At 35.1% G+C, this 16,083-nt stretch carries 17 protein-coding genes; all 17 read left to right on the top strand.

Translation table 11 applies throughout. The features are described from left to right. Position 1 precedes the first annotated feature (1 nt). The 17 genes from feoB (at position 2) to HMPREF2801_RS08745 (ending at position 16,064) form a co-directional block, all read left to right on the top strand. Positions 2-2,161, top strand: coding sequence for a ferrous iron transport protein B (gene feoB / locus HMPREF2801_RS08820; protein WP_070611987.1), 2,160 nt, complete (start codon positions 2-4; stop codon positions 2,159-2,161). Continuing rightward, positions 2,148-2,291: a FeoB-associated Cys-rich membrane protein gene (locus tag HMPREF2801_RS09130; protein WP_083303745.1), complete on the top strand. Its 144-nt coding sequence runs from the start codon at positions 2,148-2,150 to the stop codon at positions 2,289-2,291. Before feoB ends, HMPREF2801_RS09130 begins: the two co-directional genes overlap by 14 nt. Positions 2,292-2,657: 366 nt before the next feature. Further along, a complete protein-coding gene (locus HMPREF2801_RS08815) occupies positions 2,658-2,981 on the top strand; it encodes a hypothetical protein (RefSeq protein ID WP_070611985.1) in 324 nt (107 codons plus the stop codon). After that, on the top strand, positions 2,974-3,981 hold the full coding sequence (locus HMPREF2801_RS08810) for a V-type ATPase subunit (RefSeq protein ID WP_070611983.1): 1,008 nt from the start codon (positions 2,974-2,976) through the stop codon (positions 3,979-3,981). The genes HMPREF2801_RS08815 and HMPREF2801_RS08810 overlap by 8 nt, the downstream gene beginning before the upstream one ends. Continuing rightward, positions 3,962-5,899, top strand: a complete 1,938-nt coding sequence (locus HMPREF2801_RS08805) for a V-type ATP synthase subunit I (protein WP_210394475.1) — start codon at positions 3,962-3,964, stop codon at positions 5,897-5,899. The genes HMPREF2801_RS08810 and HMPREF2801_RS08805 overlap by 20 nt, the downstream gene beginning before the upstream one ends. 14 nt (positions 5,900-5,913) lie before the next feature. After that, positions 5,914-6,336 carry an ATP synthase subunit C gene (locus HMPREF2801_RS08800; protein WP_019124869.1) on the top strand — a complete coding sequence of 141 codons (423 nt, stop codon included), beginning with the start codon at positions 5,914-5,916 and terminating at the stop codon, positions 6,334-6,336. Further along, positions 6,336-6,650, top strand: coding sequence for a V-type ATP synthase subunit F (locus tag HMPREF2801_RS08795; RefSeq protein ID WP_070611981.1), 315 nt, complete (start codon positions 6,336-6,338; stop codon positions 6,648-6,650). Before HMPREF2801_RS08800 ends, HMPREF2801_RS08795 begins: the two co-directional genes overlap by 1 nt. Further along, positions 6,651-7,292 (top strand): hypothetical protein, encoded by a 642-nt coding sequence (locus tag HMPREF2801_RS08790; protein ID WP_070611979.1) that lies wholly within the window; start codon positions 6,651-6,653, stop codon positions 7,290-7,292. It abuts the gene before it with no gap. Continuing rightward, entirely contained in the window at positions 7,273-9,045 is a 1,773-nt protein-coding gene (locus HMPREF2801_RS08785; RefSeq protein ID WP_070611977.1) for a V-type ATP synthase subunit A, read from the top strand. Before HMPREF2801_RS08790 ends, HMPREF2801_RS08785 begins: the two co-directional genes overlap by 20 nt. Continuing rightward, positions 9,042-10,433 carry a V-type ATP synthase subunit B gene (locus HMPREF2801_RS08780; protein ID WP_070611975.1) on the top strand — a complete coding sequence of 464 codons (1,392 nt, stop codon included), beginning with the start codon at positions 9,042-9,044 and terminating at the stop codon, positions 10,431-10,433. Before HMPREF2801_RS08785 ends, HMPREF2801_RS08780 begins: the two co-directional genes overlap by 4 nt. After that, positions 10,423-11,067 (top strand): V-type ATP synthase subunit D, encoded by a 645-nt coding sequence (locus tag HMPREF2801_RS08775; RefSeq protein ID WP_070611973.1) that lies wholly within the window; start codon positions 10,423-10,425, stop codon positions 11,065-11,067. Before HMPREF2801_RS08780 ends, HMPREF2801_RS08775 begins: the two co-directional genes overlap by 11 nt. A 236-nt stretch (positions 11,068-11,303) precedes the next feature. Beyond that, positions 11,304-11,663 carry a GntR family transcriptional regulator gene (locus tag HMPREF2801_RS08770; RefSeq protein ID WP_070611971.1) on the top strand — a complete coding sequence of 120 codons (360 nt, stop codon included), beginning with the start codon at positions 11,304-11,306 and terminating at the stop codon, positions 11,661-11,663. Further along, the gene (locus HMPREF2801_RS08765) at positions 11,660-12,346 is read left to right on the top strand and encodes an ABC transporter ATP-binding protein (RefSeq protein WP_070611969.1); all 687 of its coding nucleotides are present in this window, start codon (positions 11,660-11,662) and stop codon (positions 12,344-12,346) included. The genes HMPREF2801_RS08770 and HMPREF2801_RS08765 overlap by 4 nt, the downstream gene beginning before the upstream one ends. Beyond that, positions 12,346-13,110, top strand: coding sequence for a hypothetical protein (locus HMPREF2801_RS08760; RefSeq protein ID WP_070611967.1), 765 nt, complete (start codon positions 12,346-12,348; stop codon positions 13,108-13,110). Before HMPREF2801_RS08765 ends, HMPREF2801_RS08760 begins: the two co-directional genes overlap by 1 nt. A 176-nt stretch (positions 13,111-13,286) precedes the next feature. Beyond that, positions 13,287-14,363, top strand: coding sequence for an ABC transporter ATP-binding protein (locus HMPREF2801_RS08755; protein ID WP_070611965.1), 1,077 nt, complete (start codon positions 13,287-13,289; stop codon positions 14,361-14,363). Beyond that, the gene (locus HMPREF2801_RS08750; protein WP_070611963.1) at positions 14,353-15,246 is read left to right on the top strand and encodes a carbohydrate ABC transporter permease; all 894 of its coding nucleotides are present in this window, start codon (positions 14,353-14,355) and stop codon (positions 15,244-15,246) included. The genes HMPREF2801_RS08755 and HMPREF2801_RS08750 overlap by 11 nt, the downstream gene beginning before the upstream one ends. Then, positions 15,243-16,064: a carbohydrate ABC transporter permease gene (locus HMPREF2801_RS08745; RefSeq protein ID WP_070611962.1), complete on the top strand. Its 822-nt coding sequence runs from the start codon at positions 15,243-15,245 to the stop codon at positions 16,062-16,064. Before HMPREF2801_RS08750 ends, HMPREF2801_RS08745 begins: the two co-directional genes overlap by 4 nt. Positions 16,065-16,083 lie beyond the last annotated feature (19 nt).

The raw sequence follows: 16,083 nt of genomic DNA, 5'->3' as shown, positions 1-16,083 counted from the left end.
GATGGCTATTACTATTGCACTTGCCGGAAACCCCAACAGTGGTAAGTCCACTCTTTTCAACAATTTAACAGGCTCAAACCAATATGTTGGTAACTGGCCTGGTGTAACTGTTGAAAAAAAGACTGGCAAGTATAAAAAGGATAAGGAAGTTCACTTCACAGATTTGCCTGGCATTTATTCTCTTTCGCCTTACACTTTGGAAGAAGTTGTTTCAAGAGATTATTTGGTAAATGAGAGACCAGATGCAATTATTGATGTTGTGGACGCTACTAATATTGAGAGAAATTTATTTTTGGCGACTCAGCTTGTGGAACTTGGCATTCCTGTTGTCCTTGCTCTTAATATGATGGATGTCGTAAGAAAAAATAATGACTTCATAGATATTAAGATGCTAGAGGAAAAGCTTGGCTGCAAGGTTGTTGAGATTTCTGCTTTAAAAAATGAAAACATTGATAAGTTAATTGAGACGGCAAAGGAAGCTGCCCACAAAAAAAATACTCATTATCACGAATTTGACCCTGATATTGAAAACTACATCAAGGAAATTGAAAACTTCAGCGTCATAAAAGACAATCCAGCTAAGAGATGGCTTGCTGTTAAATTTTTTGAAGAAGACGAAAAAATTATCGAAGAGTATCCTCTTTATGGCAAGGAAACTAGAAGGCTTAATGAAATTATTGAGGAAGCTGAAGAAAAATATGACGACGATGGCGAAGGCATAATCACAGATGGAAGATACAATTTTGTGTCTGAAGTAACTAAGGATGCTGTCAAAAAAGGCAGAAAGGGAATGACTACTTCTGACAAAATTGACAGGGTAGTTACTAATAGATTTTTGGCTCTTCCTATATTTATTGGCGTCATCACTTTAGTTTACATTTTGGCAATAAATTATGTTGGCGGACCTGTAACGGACTGGGTAAATGAAAAATTCTTTACAGAAATTATTGGCGAAAACTTTAGAGGTTTCTTGGAAAATGCTGGCACATCAGAATTTTTGACATCTCTTTTAGTTGATGGAATTATCGGCGGCGTTGGTGCTGTTCTTGGTTTCTTGCCAGTTATTGCTACTTTGTTTTTATTCATAGCAATCCTAGAAGACATTGGATATATGTCAAGAATTGCCTTTATCTTAGATAGAATTTTTAGAAAATTTGGCCTATCTGGCAAGTCTTTCATTCCGATTTTAATGGGAACTGGCTGTTCAGTGCCTGCCATTATGGGAACGAGGACCATTGAGTCAGATAACGACAGAAGGATGACTATTATGACTGCATCCTTTATGCCTTGCGGTGCCAAGCTAGATGTTATTGCAATGTTTGCTGCCTTCTTGGGTGGCAGCTGGTGGTATGCACCTCTTTGGTACTTTGGCGGAATCCTTGCCGTTATAGTATCAGGAATTATTTTAAAGAAGACAAAATATTTTTCAGGAGATCCTGCTCCTTTTGTAATGGAACTTCCTGAGTACCACATGCCAAGTGCCCACAATGTTTTAAAGGCAACTTGGTTTAGATGTAAGGCCTTTGTTGTAAAGGCTGGAACAATAATTCTTCTTGCAACAGTTGTAGTTTGGTTCTTGCAAAGTATTTCTGTTACAGGACACTTCATGGACTTCAATGCAGATCCTGAAGATTCAATTCTTGCAGTAATAGGAAAAGCTATTGCACCAATATTTGCTCCTCTTGGCTTTGGCGATTGGATAGCAAGTGTTGCTACAATTCTTGGACTTGTTGCCAAGGAAATTGTAGTGGGAACTTATGGAGTTCTTGCAGGCATTGGAGAAGTTGGAGCAGAAGATGCGCCAATGGTTGCACTTGTAGCTGAAAGATTTACAACAGCATCAGCCTTTGCCTTTGTTTTCTTCAACCAACTTACAGTTCCTTGCTTTGCAGCAACGGGAGCTATAAAGGAAGAAATGGGTTCAAAGAAATGGTTTGGTTTAGCAATAGGCTATCAAATCTTGTTCTCCTACACAGTTGCCTTTATGATTTATCAATTTGGCAGATTATTTGAAGGTGGATCCTTCAACCTAATGACAGCCTTGGCTATACTTGTTCTATTTATCTACGGCTATCTCCTATTTAGAAAGGATAGGTCAAAGCTAAATGAAAGGGATTTTGAAAAGAATAAGGATGAGGTGGTAAAGTATGAGTCCAATTAATATTTTAGTCGCCCTTGTTATAATTGCTGCAATTGCCCTTGCAGTTAAAAAAGTAATGCACAAAAAGAGCGGATGTGGTTGTGGCTGCCAGTCATGTCACAGCACCTGCTCAGTAAATGAAAAAAAATAATTTTTTGAGAATACTTCCTAGGAGGTATTCTTTTTTTGTCCTTAAAAATTTTTTAGCCTATAAAAGTAGGAGGGAGAAAATTGGCCATGCCTTTATTCAAATTAAAGTACAGATTTTTATAAATTCATTATTACATCTGCTAAAGCGTGGGAAAAAGCCCGGGACAAATGCCAGGACAAAGTAAATTTTTTAAGAATCATTAGAAAATAGTTATAAATAAAAATTTTCACTATGCAAAAAACTTCTTCATTATGTGAAATGTGAAAAATGGGTGAAATTTTTAAATCTGAACAAATTCCCTTGAATTAGAATTTCAAAGTAATATAATGAGAAATGCACAAGGAAAAGAAAAGAGTGGTGATATTTTTGAAAGAAAGTATAGATAGTATTTTAGCAATAGATAAAAAGACTAGAGAACTTGTCGAAAGTACTGAAAAAGAAATTGAAGGTATAAAAAAAGACTTGAGAGAAAAGTTGACTGACATTGAAAATGAATCAATTGAAAAGTCAAAGGCCCTTGGAAAAGAAAAGAGCGATGAAATTTTAGCAGACTTTGAAAAGAAAGCTGACAATTTGAGAAAAGACAACGAGAGAAATTTAAAGGAAATCGAAGAATTTTACAATAACAATTCTGACAAATTCATAAAGGATGCCTTTGACATGGTGATTGGAAGGAAATCAAATGCTTGAGGGTCTAAAGGCTTTAAACGCTAAGATTTCAAAAATGTATTCTGATTTCTTGGTTTATGAGGATTTTGAAAAAATTGCCGAAAAGGACAATGTCAGAGACTGCCTTTCATATCTAAAGGAGAAGAAATTTCCAAGCATTGATTCTTTTTCAGATATTTATGAAATTGAAGAGTTCTTGGAAGACTACAGAAGGAGTCAAATTATAAAGCTTCGTGGTTTTTTGCCACTGAAGTATGCTGATTTTTTGAAGGCTTATTTAGAGAGAATAAATGTTGAAAAAATCACTAAAATCTTGAGAGCCCTCCGAATGAATAGGGAGCCAAAGGTTGACAAGCTAGTCATTTCGGGCAAAAATATTAATTTTAATGATGAGACTTTTGAATCCTTTATAGATAATTTAAGGGACACTCACTACTATGACTACCTAAAAAATTATAAGTCCTCCAAGGATGAAGATGCTCTTTTTTCCATTGAGATGAACTTGGACAAGTTTTATTATAGAAATTTAACTGAGTCTATAAAGTCCCTATCCAAGGAAGATGTTGATGAGTTTAAAAATATTTTTGGTGTAAATATTGATTTGCTAAATATTATTTGGATTTACAGAGCCAAGAAGTATTACAATATTGCTCCAGAAGAAATTTTTAACTTTACTATTTTTGGTGGAAATTATAATTCTGAAAAACTTCTTCAGCTTTCCTACTTAGATGAGGCTGAATTTGAAGAGGAGATAAAAAATTCTAAATACGCTGTTCTTTTCGAAGCAGGCAGAGTTATTAGAACTGGTAGAACTGCCAAGAAGACCATGTATGGCATTGCCAAGAAGAACTTTAGAAGGACTGATGGCATAGGCAAATTTATGAGTTTTTTAGTTCTTTTGGATTTTGAAATAGCAAATATTGAGAGAATCTTGGAAGGCACGAGATTTGGCTTAAGCAAAGAAGAAAAGTTAAAATATATGATTATTGATAGAGAGGGAAGTGAAGAAATTGGCCGTTGAAAAAATGAAGGTCACTAATATCATTGGCAAGATAGATGATATGGATTCTGTCATTCTTGACATTTTGAATTTAAAATGTATGCAGTTTATGTCTGCTGAAGCCAACATGGCAGAAAACAAGTTCACATTTAGTTTGGACAATGAAGAAAATTTAGAGAGAAATCTTGAACTAAATTATATTTCACCTATTGAAGAAGATGAGGCACATAAGTCCTCTGCCAAGGAAGCAGCTGAAATTATGGACTTCATGGGAATCGACAAGATTGAAGATTCCTATTTCGAAAAGGTTAATGTCAATGAAGATATTGATGCTTTTGTGAAAAACATCAGTGAAAAGATCAATGAATATGAACAAACTAAGGAAAATTTAAAAATTCTTGACACCTTAAAGGAAAACTATGAACTCTTTAAGAATGTTGACATTGATTTGAGGGACATAGCAGACCTAAAGTACTTCAACACTAGATTTGGTTTCTTGGACAAGGATGCCAGATATAGACTGAAGAAAAATTATGGCAATATTCTCGCCATGATTTATCACACAGGCACAGTTGACAACAGGGAACTTTTCCTTGTTATTTATCCTAAGGAAACTGAAAAGGATGTTGACAGGGTCCTAAATAGTTTGAACTTTACTGAAGTTGAACTTCTTGGAGAAAATGTAGAGGGAACGGCTAGTTTAATCTACAAAAATCTTGAAGAAGAAGAGGAAAATGTAAAGAGAAAAATTTTTGAAATAGAAGAATACAAAAAGAATCTTTTGGAAAGCAGACATGAAGAGCTAAAGACTACTCTTGCTCACATGCTTTCCTATGAAGAAATTGAAAAAGCTAAGAAGTTTATGCTTAGGTCAAATAAATATTTTTATCTTTCAGGTTGGCTTGGTGAATCTGACAAAAAGAAGTTAGAAGAAAAGCTCGCTAAATACAAGAATATTGATATTGAATATTTTGACCCCAAAAGCGAAAACATGAAGACACCGACAAAGTTAAAAAACGCAAATTTTTTTAAGCCCTTTGAGCTACTAATAAATATGTATGGAACGCCTAATTATGGAGAATTTGACCCAACTGTAATTTTTGGCATAACCTACATGATTCTTTTTGGAGCAATGTTTGGCGACTTGGGTCAAGGGGCTGTATTTGCAATTGCCGGACTAATGCTGGGAAAGAAGAACAAGGACTTTGGTGGACTTCTTCTTAGAATGGGCGCATCTTCCATGTTTTTTGGTTTGATGTACGGTTCAGTTTTTGGAAGCGAAGAAATTATTCCCGCAATTTGGTTCAGACCCTTTGAAAATATAAATGATACTCTTGTAATTGCAATTTACTTTGGCATTATTTTACTTGCCCTAGCCTATGGCATTGGCATTTACAATAGACTAAAAAGTGGCAGACCAGATGAAGCCTTCTTCTCTAAGGAAGGTTTTTTGGGAGTTTTAATTTTTGTGGCAATGATTAATATTGGCATGTCAGTTATGGGAGCAAGTGCTCCTCTTCCTATGAATATTTCCCTTGGAATCTTAGTGGCAAGTCTTGTGATCATGCTACTAAAAAGGCCTATTCTTAAAGTTTTATTTAAGAAGGAAGGGGAAGGCTCTGCCTCAGATTATTATATTGAGTCCTCCTTTGGTCTACTTGAAGCTCTTTTATCAACTATGTCTTCAATAATTTCCTTTATAAGAGTTGGCGCCTTTGCAATAAACCATGTTGGTTTGTTCTTGGCATTTAAGACTCTGGGAGAAATGGTTGGTTCAAGTGGAGGAAATATTGCAGTTTTAATTTTTGGCAATATTTTAATTTTGGGACTAGAAGGTCTAATCGTATTTATTCAATCTCTAAGACTTGAATATTACGAAATGTTTAGCAAGTATTATAGTGGTGACGGCGTACTTTTTGAAGCCGATAAAATTTATTAATGAGGAGTTTAAAGATGGAAAAAATTATTATTTTCGCAGTTTTAACAGTATTTTCAATGGTAGTAACAGGTTTTTATTTCATATACAAGGGTACAGACAAGAACAGAAAATTTGCTCGAGCTGTTTTGAAGCTTAATCTATTTGTTTTCGCACCAGTTTTTGTTTTCGGATTAATTTCCCTTGTACCACAAATGGCATCAGCTGCAGCAGCTGCTCCAGCATCAGGTAACGGTCTTGGCTTTTTAGCAGCAGGTCTTTCAACTGGTCTTGCATCTCTTGGTGCAGGTGTTGCCGTTTCTAATGTAGGTTCTGCAGCTATTGGCGCTGTATCTGAAGACCCTAACATTCTTGGTAAATCAATGATCTACCTAGGACTTGCAGAAGGTATTGCTATTTATGGTCTTATCATTTCAATCATGATTCTTGGAAGACTATAATGAGATCAATTCTTTTAACATCAAATGAGGATATAATTAACGGCCTTCGCCTTGCAGGTGTAAGGTCTGTTAAATGTAATGACAGAGCTGACCTATTAAAAAATTTTAGGACTTTTACAAAAACTGAAGATATTGGAATAATTATCTTAACCTACTCTTCCTTTAAAGAAATTAAGGATGAAGTTTTGGAATTTAAACTCACAGGAGACCTTCCTCTAGTTGTAACTATTCCAGATCTTGACGGCGGGATGGAAGATGATTTTATTTTGAAATATGTCAGAGAATCTGTTGGTGTGAAAGCTGTAGGTGATTAAATGATTTTACTTGAAAACAAAATTGCCATATTCAACAAAATTGTTTTTCTAAAGCAAAAGGAAGAATGTGAAAAGAGGATAAGAGAGGAAAGGGAAAAGGCTGATAAGATTTTGGCTGAAAAAATTGAATCTCTTAAAAAGGATGAAGAAGCCTTCGTCAATAGGAGGGTTACTCTTGCCAAGAGAAGGGGGTATGAACTTATTGCCTCTGTTGAAGAACAAAAGAGAGTTCTCTTCTTGGAAGAAGATGAAAAGTTACTAAATGAACTTTTAGAAACTCTTTCACAAAAACTTTTGGAATTTACCAAGACAGATGAATATGTAAATTTAGAAGCTGAAAATTTTAAGAATATTTTAGATGAAATAGATGAAAAAAGCATTTATCTTTATGTTAAAAACAATGAAAATGAAAGTCTCATTGAAAAATTTAAAGAAATTGCCAAGGAAAAGGGCGTTGACTTAATAATTGACGAACTTTTTGAATACCATATTGGCGGTTTTATAATTTCTGATATGGATAGGACCTACAATATCAACTTGTCTTTAAAAAATAAACTTGAAGACATGAGATATGAAATTGGTTCTATGTTACACGAAAAATTAAAAGAAAGAGGTGAAGTCATTGGAAAAGGCAACAATTAAATCAGTTGACGGACCCGTTGTAATTGGAAAAAATATGGCTGACTATAAAATCAGAGAAATGGTTCTTGTTGGCGAAAAAAAATTAATTGGCGAAGTTATTTCAATTGACGGAGACCTTGGCACAGTGCAAGTTTATGAAGAAACTGAAGGCCTAAGACGCGATGAAGACATAATCTCAACTGGAGCTCCTCTTTCTGTTAAGCTAGGACCTGGTATGATTAGGGGTATCTTTGATGGTATAGAGAGACCTCTTGAAGTTATTAAAAAGAACCACGGGTCCTTTATGCCTGAAGGTCTTGGACTTATTTCCCTTGACGAGGAAAAACTTTGGGATGTAACTTTTAAGGTTGCCCTTCATGACAAGGTTCATGGCGGACAAATTTTTGCAGAAGTTCCTGAAACTGATATTATCACTCACAAAGTCATGATTCCGCCAGAAGTAAGTGGCGAAGTGGTAGAAATTCTTGACAATGGAAAATATAATATTGAAACTGTTTTATTAAAGGTAAAAGACGAATACGGCAAGATAAATGAAGTGAAGATGTACCAAAACTGGCCAGTAAGAATTCCTAGACCAGTTAAGGAAAGACTTCCCATTGACAAACTTCTTGTAACTGGACAAAGAGTCTTCGATGTATTTTTCCCAATTGCCAAGGGTGGAACTACAGCCATTCCTGGTGGATTTGGTACTGGTAAGACTATGACTCAACACCAAATCGCCAAGTACTGTGATGCCGACATCATCATCTACATTGGCTGCGGCGAAAGAGGAAATGAAATGACAGAAGTTTTGGAAGACTTTCCAAAGCTAATTGACCCTAACACAGGAAAGGCCCTTATGGATAGGACTATCTTAATTGCCAACACATCTAATATGCCCGTTGCCGCTCGTGAAGCTTCAATTTATACTGGCGTAACTATGGCAGAATACTTTAGAGACATGGGCTACCATGTTGCCCTAATGGGCGACTCAACTTCTCGTTGGGCAGAAGCTCTTCGTGAAATTTCTGGTCGTCTTGAAGAAATGCCAGCAGAAGAAGGATATCCTGCTTATCTTCCATCAAGAATTGCAGGTTTCTATGAAAGAGCTGGTTATGTAAAAACTTTATCTGGCTCTGAAGGTTCTGTAACTCTTATTGGTGCAGTTTCACCAGCAGGTGGCGACTTCTCTGAGCCAGTAACTGAAAATACAAAGAGATTCGTAAATGTATTCTTGGCACTAGATAAGGAACTTGCCTACTCAAGACACTATCCTGCCATTAACTGGATGAACTCTTATTCTGGCTACATTCCACTTCTTAAAAATTACTACGACATGAGACTTGACGGAGATCTTCCTGATCTAAGAATAAAATATTTAGACTTACTTCACAAGGAAGCCAAGTTAAATGAAATTGTAATGCTAGTGGGAGAAGATGTCCTTCCAGATGAAGAAAGACTTGTCCTAGAAATTTGTCGTGTTGTAAAAGTTGGATTCTTGCAACAAAATGCCTTTAACCCAATTGACACCTTTGTGCCTCTTGAAAAGCAATTTGAAATGTTAAAGACAATAGACAATCTTTATGAAAAGGGAAAGGAAGCCTTAAAGCTTAAAATTCCAATTTCAGTAATAAAGAACGATGGTCTTTACGGAAAAGTAATTAACATGAAATATGATATAGAAAACGAAAACTTAAAGAAATTTGTAAGCTTAAACAATGAAATCAACGATTTTTATGGAGAGCTTAGTGCAACTTATGGTGATGTAGAATGAAAAAAGAATATTTAACACTTGATAGAATTGAAGGATCGCTACTAGAACTTTCAAATCTTCACAGAGTTAGTTACGGTGAAGTTGTAAAGATTATATCAAAGGACGGCAAGAGATCAGAAATTGGTCAGGTTATAAAAATTGACGACGACAAGGCAATTGTCCAAGTTTTTGGCAACAATTTAGGCGTTTCCACAAAAAATACTAAGGTAGAATTTTCTGCCCACCCCTTTGAAATTCCTCTTTCAGGAGAAATTTTGGGAAGAGTATTTAACGGAACAGCTGAGCCTATAGACAAGGGCGGCGCCATCTACTCCAAGGATGTCTATAACATCAATGGTAGACCAATTAACCCATCAGCAAGAGAATACCCAAGAAACTTTATTCAAACAGGTATATCTTCCATTGATGGACTAATGACCCTAATTAGAGGTCAAAAACTTCCAATCTTTTCTGGTTCTGGTCTTCCCCACAATGAAGTTGCTGCACAAATTGTAAGGCAAGCAAAAATTGCCGACGAGGGCGGAGAAAATAACTTTGCCATAGTCTTTGCTGCCATTGGTGTAAAGCATGACGAAGCAGACTTCTTTAGAGAAAGCTTTAAAAACTCTGGCGTAATTGACAAGGTAGTAATGTATATAAACTATGCCGACGACCCAATTATGGAAAGACTTATTGCACCAAAGTGTGCCCTTACTGCAGCAGAGTATTTAGCCTTTGAAAAAAATATGCAAGTTCTTGTAATAATGACAGACATCACTTCCTATGCTGAAGCCCTAAGAGAAGTTTCATCATCAAGAGAAGAAGTGCCATCAAGAAAGGGCTATCCAGGACACCTTTATTCAGACCTAGCATCTCTTTATGAAAGGGCAGGTATGATTAAGGACAGCTCTGGTTCTGTAACCCTTATTCCAATTTTAACTATGCCTAATGACGACATCACTCACCCAATCCCTGACTTAACTGGTTATATTACAGAAGGTCAAATTGTAGTAAGTCGTGATTTATTCTCCAAGGGAGTTTATCCACCAATTGATGTACTTCCATCTCTATCAAGACTTATGAAGGACGGCATTGGAGAAGGCTACACAAGAGAAGATCACCCAGACCTATCTTCTCAGCTTTTTGCATCTTATTCAAAGGTACAAGAAACCAGAGCTCTTGCACAAATTATTGGTGAAGATGATATTTCTGATGACGAAAAATTAGTTTTAAAATTTGGCGAAGAATTTGAAAAGAAATTTTTGACTCAAGACCAAAATGAAAATAGAGATATAGAAGACACCCTAAATTTAGGTTGGGAGCTATTAAAGATACTTCCTCCTGAAATGATTGATAGAATTGATCCTAAGTTAAAAGAAAAATATTTAGGTGATAAGAATGGCAATTAAGGTCACACCCACTAAGGCAAATCTAATAGCATCAAAAAATGCCCTTATCCTTGCAGAGAAGGGTTATGACCTCCTTGACAAGAAGAGGACAGTCCTCATTAAAGAAATGATGGACTTAAATAAAAATGCCAAGAAGCTTCAAGCTGAGATAGAAGAAAAATTTGCAGCATCTTATGGAGAACTGGTTGAAGCCACAATTTCTATGGGCGCCCTTTCCCTAAAGGAAATGGGAGAGGCAGCTCCTAATGAAATGGAATACCAAATAATTTCTCGTTCAGTAATGGGGCTTGAACTGCCTAAAATTAAATATGACAAGGCGGAAGTGAAGGCAGACTATTCACTTCATAAGTCTAATGCAGCCTTTGACAGGGCAAAGATAAATATTTCTGAAATCCTTCCTGTCATTTATGAACTTGCAGAGATTGAGACATCTGTCTTTAGACTTGCCAACGAAATAAAAAAGACTGCCAAGAGAGCAAATGCCCTAGATAAAATTCAAATACCTAAGTACAATCATATAATTAGTGAGATAGAAGAGATTCTTGCAGAAAAAGAAAGAGAAGACTTCTTTAGGCTTAAAAAAGTTAAAAATAAAAAGAATAGAAAAAATAAAGAAGTTAAAGAAAATAAATAAAGAAGAATAAAATCCTAGAGCCATTAAGGCTTTAGGATTTTTTCTTTGCCTTCTTTAAATTTTTTGCCGTAAAAATTTTTCAAAAATTTTTAATTTTTCTCTTGCATTTTTTTGTAAGTTGTATATAATAATTATTGTATTAAGCAATTGGTACAAAGGTACAAAATATTTTATTTTGGTTTAAAATAAAAGCAAAGGAAATATTAGCTAATAAAAAATATATGAAGGAGGTAAATATGGAATTTGATAATAATAGACCTATTTATCTACAACTTCTTGAAGATTTCAAGTTAAAAATTTCAAGTGGACAGTGGAAGAGTGGGGACAAGATGGACACTGTTAGGAACTTGGCAAAAATTTATGGAGTAAATCCAAACACAGTGCAAAGAGCTCTTCAAGAGCTAGAAAGAGAAGGTCTCGCTAAATCAAATAGGACTAGCGGAAGATTTATAACTGATGATGAGGAAAAAATTAATGAGTTGGCAAAGGGAGCTTTCTATAGGTCCTGCGACGATTTAATCAGTGTGGCAGATGAACTTAAGCTCACAAAGGAAAAGTCGCTTAAACTTTTAGATGAATATTGGAGGGAAGTATGAGCAAATTAGAAATAAAAAATTTATCTATGGGCTACAAGCACAAGGTCCTAGATGATTTAAACTTAGAACTTGAAAAGGGACAAATCGTTGGACTAGTTGGTCCCAACGGTGCAGGCAAGTCTACTCTTTTGAGAATCCTTGCAGGATTAGAGATGACTTATAAGGGAAGTGTAATCATAGACGGTGAAGAAATTTATTACAAGACGGGAGAAATTTTATCCTATCAGCCAGACAAGTTTGCCCTTAGCGAAAAACTTTCTGTGAAGGAAGTTGTTAAGACCTACAAATTGTTTTTCAAGGATTTCGATGAAGAAAAATTTTATAAACTTTTCAGAGAATTTAACTTGCCAGAAAAGGCAAAGGTGAAGGAAATGAGTAAGGGCATGAGAGAAAAAATGCAAATCGCCCTTAGCCTTTCAAGAAAAGCAGAAATATTTTTACTTGACGAGCCAATTTCTGGCGTTGATCCTTCTGCTAGAAAGGCAATAATTGAGACTATTTTAAATAATTTTGAAGAAGATAATCTCATCATAGTTTCAACTCACCTTATAAATCAAATCGAGCCCCTACTTGATAGAGTTTTATTCCTATCAGATGGAAAGATTATGATAAATAAAACCGTTGATGAGATAAGAAGTGAAGAAAATATGAGCATAGAAGACTACTTTACGGAGGTATTTTAATGGGAAAATTACTTGGACATCAAATAAGAAATCATTTTAGAAGTAATTGGTTTATTCCAGTTTTGCCAGTGGCCCTAATTATTTTTGGATTATTATTTTCAAATGTTAATAATTCAATTGGTGATAGTGCAATTGTCCTAGGCATGATGGCGCTAATATTTGGCTACATGGCAGCAGCAATAACAGTAATTGTTGGCGATTACAATATGTTTTTTGGTGATAGCGCCCTATTTTATGAATCAACACCAATAAGTCCATCAGCAAAAACTTTTTCAAGATTTTTATATTATCTTATAATGTTTATTATCTATTCAATTTATTTTGGATTAATTATTTTCCTATTTATGGCTGTTCCATCTGTTGATGGTGGAGTAATAGATATAACTTGGGAAGATATAAATGAGATAATAAATGAAATTGGGATAAGAAACATATTAGTGCTTATTGCTTGGTGCTTGCTATTTTTATTTAACAACATAATTAGCATAATCTTTTCAGTGACACTTGGTGGTGGAAAAAAACTTAGAAGATTTGGATTTGGTGGACCAGTCCTTATTTATATAGGACTAGGACTAATAGAAGGAGCAGTCCTATATTGCTTAGATAAATTAGACTTATTTACTAATATTGAACTCCTTCAAAACAATGGAGATGTGTTCATGAGGGGGATGGGAATAGGAATACTAATCCCAATGCTTTTAGAAACAATAGCCTTATTCTTTGCAGTTTATTACATGCACAAAAATAGAATTTCTGTAAATTAAAATTTAAAATAAATTTAGAGTTCACTAATTTTTTAGTGGACTTTTTTATTTGCAAAAAATGATTGTTTTGCAAAAAATTTAAAATAAAATTCTCCACTTTACAAATTCTTTACCTTTTATATATTTTTTCTATTTAATTAATAAGTAGAATAGTTGAGGTGAAAGGAGGAGGGCAATTGTCCAAAATTAGCTTAAAAAATATTTGTAAAAAGTATGAGGAGAATGAGGATTATTCTGTAAAGGATTTTTCAATTGACATAAAGGAGAATGAATTTATCGTCTTTGTTGGTCCTTCTGGCTGCGGCAAGTCAACAAGCCTTAGAATGATTGCAGGTCTTGAAGATATTACTAGTGGAGAACTTTACATCGACGGCAAATTATCTAACGATATTGCTCCAAAGGACAGAAACATTGCCATGGTTTTTCAATCCTATGCACTTTATCCTCATTTGTCTGTCTACGACAACATAGGATTTGGATTGAAGATTAGAAAACTGGACAAGAAAATAATTGACGAAAAGGTTAGAAGCACTGCTGAAATTTTAAGTCTTACAAATTATTTAAATAGAAAGCCCAAGGATCTCTCTGGCGGTCAAAGGCAAAGAGTTGCTTTGGGAAGAGCAATAGTTAAGGAATCTGACATTTTCTTAATGGATGAACCTCTGTCAAACTTAGATGCAAAATTAAGAGTTGAAATGAGAGAGGAAATTGTAAATTTAAAAAACAAGTTGGGCTCAACTGTCATCTATGTAACTCACGACCAAACTGAGGCAATGACTATGGCAACGAGGATTGTCTGCTTAAATGATGGAATCATTCAACAAATTGGCAGTCCAAGGGAACTTTACACCAATCCAATTAATGCCTTTGTGGCAGGATTTTTAGGTTCTCCTCCAATGAATTTCATTTATGGCGAAATAAAGGATGCTGCCTTCTATGACAATGAAGGAAATAAAATTTTAAGTGGAATAAGTTTGGAAGATAGACCTATTACTCTTGGCATAAGACCTGAAGCTCTGGAGCTTTCAAATAGTGAAGGTTTGCCCTTTAGCGTCAATTTAATAGAACTTTTGGGGTCTGACTACAATATCTCTGGCAAATTATTTGGCAATAAAATAATTTTAAAGTGCGATCTTGAAAAAAATCCAAGGGACAAGGGTGAACTCTTTGTAAAAATCCCAAGAGAAAAAACTTATTTCTTTGACAGGGATTGTGGAGATCGGATTTTTATAGGTGAAAGCTATGAAGACTAGGGCAAGAAAATCCTATGAGAGAAGGCTTGGACCTAAAGAATTTTTTATTTATTTTTTCCTTCCCTTGGCTCCACTTATAATTTTTTGGTTTCTGCCAATGCTTGCATCTTTTTTAATTTCCTTTACCAACTGGAATTATGTGAGCCCCAACTTTGACCTAGTGGGAGTTGAAAATTACAAGTACATCTTGCAAGATGAATTTTTTTGGCAAGCTTTAAAGAACACTCTTGTCTTTGGTCTTGGCACAGTAGTGCCTGTCCTATTTTTTGGCTTTGTATTTGCCCTCTTCTTGCAGGGAAATTTTAGGGGAAAGTTAATTTATCAGGGCTTTTTGTTTTCGCCCTGGGTCACTCCCATGGTTGCCATGTCAATTGTCTGGTCTTGGATGCTTAGAGGCGATGTTGGCCTCATAAATAGGTGTCTTGCCATCTTTGGCATAAATGGACCTGATTGGTTGTCCAAGGAAAACACAGCCATGCTAGCAGTAATTATGGTAACTATTTGGAAAAATTCTGGCTGGGCAATGTTATTTTACACCGATGCCATGAGCAAGATTCCAAAAAGTTTATTTGAAGTGGGAGAGCTTGAAGGCATAAATATTTTTGAAAAAATAAAATATATTTACTTTCCAATGACAAAGGGGACAACTTACTTCCTACTAATTATGAATTTAATAACATCCATTCAAGCCTATGATCAGTTCTCAGTTCTCACAAGAGGGGGGCCTGCAGGCTCAACAAGGACACTACTCTACTTGTTTTACCAAATGGCCTTTGAAGAGTTTAACATGGGCAAGGCAAGTGCAGTGTCACTTATTATAGTAATAATAACGGCAATATTATCACTTCTTATGATTTTTATGAGAAAGAAGGTTCAGTCATGATGAAAAAAATAGGAAGGCACCTGGTCCTCATAATTTTATCAATAATTACTTTTTTCCCACTTATGTGGATGATTTCAAATTCTTTTAAGACTACAGAATCAATTATGCGAAAGCCTCTTAGCTTTATGCCAGATTTTTTAGATTTTAGAAATTTTATGGGAGCCTTAAATTTAGCCCCCTTTGATTTATACATCATAAATTCAATTGTCACATCAATTGTAATAGTAATTCTTCAAATTGTAACTGGAGTCTTGCTCGCCTATGGCATGTACAGATTTTCCTTTAAACTGAGGGGACTTATGTTTAAGGGAATCCTCTTGACTTACATGCTGCCAGCTGCCACAACCTATGTGCCAAGCTATGTAATAATTGCAAAATTAAACTTAATCGACACCCTAACGGGGATTATTGTTTCCAATGCAGTGGCAGTTTTTACAATTTATATGCTCTACAATACCTTTAAGACAGTGCCAAAGGAGTTAATAGAGGCAGCGGAAATGGACGGTGCAAGTGACTTGGACATACTTTTAAAGGTTGTCCTTCCAATTTCAAAATCAACTATCCTTACAAATGCACTGATCCAATTTGTGACCATGTATAACAACTATATGTGGCCTTCACTTATTACAAATTCAAAATCAAAGTATTTAATAAGCGTGGGTTTAAATAAATTTTTTACCTCACAGGGAAATTTTGGAGAAAACTTGCCCCTTTTAATGGCGGGCAACACTATATCAGTTCTTCCCCTCTTAATTCTATTTATTGTTTTACAAAAGTGGTTTATAAAGGGAATTTCTGATAGCGGCATTAAGGGTTAATATTAATTAACATAAAAAA

Source organism: Peptoniphilus sp. HMSC062D09, from assembly GCF_001811425.1.
In the GTDB taxonomy this organism is placed as follows: domain Bacteria; phylum Bacillota; class Clostridia; order Tissierellales; family Peptoniphilaceae; genus Peptoniphilus_A.
The sequence above is the reverse complement of the archived record's forward strand: the minus strand, read 5'-3'. Positions and strand labels throughout refer to the sequence as shown.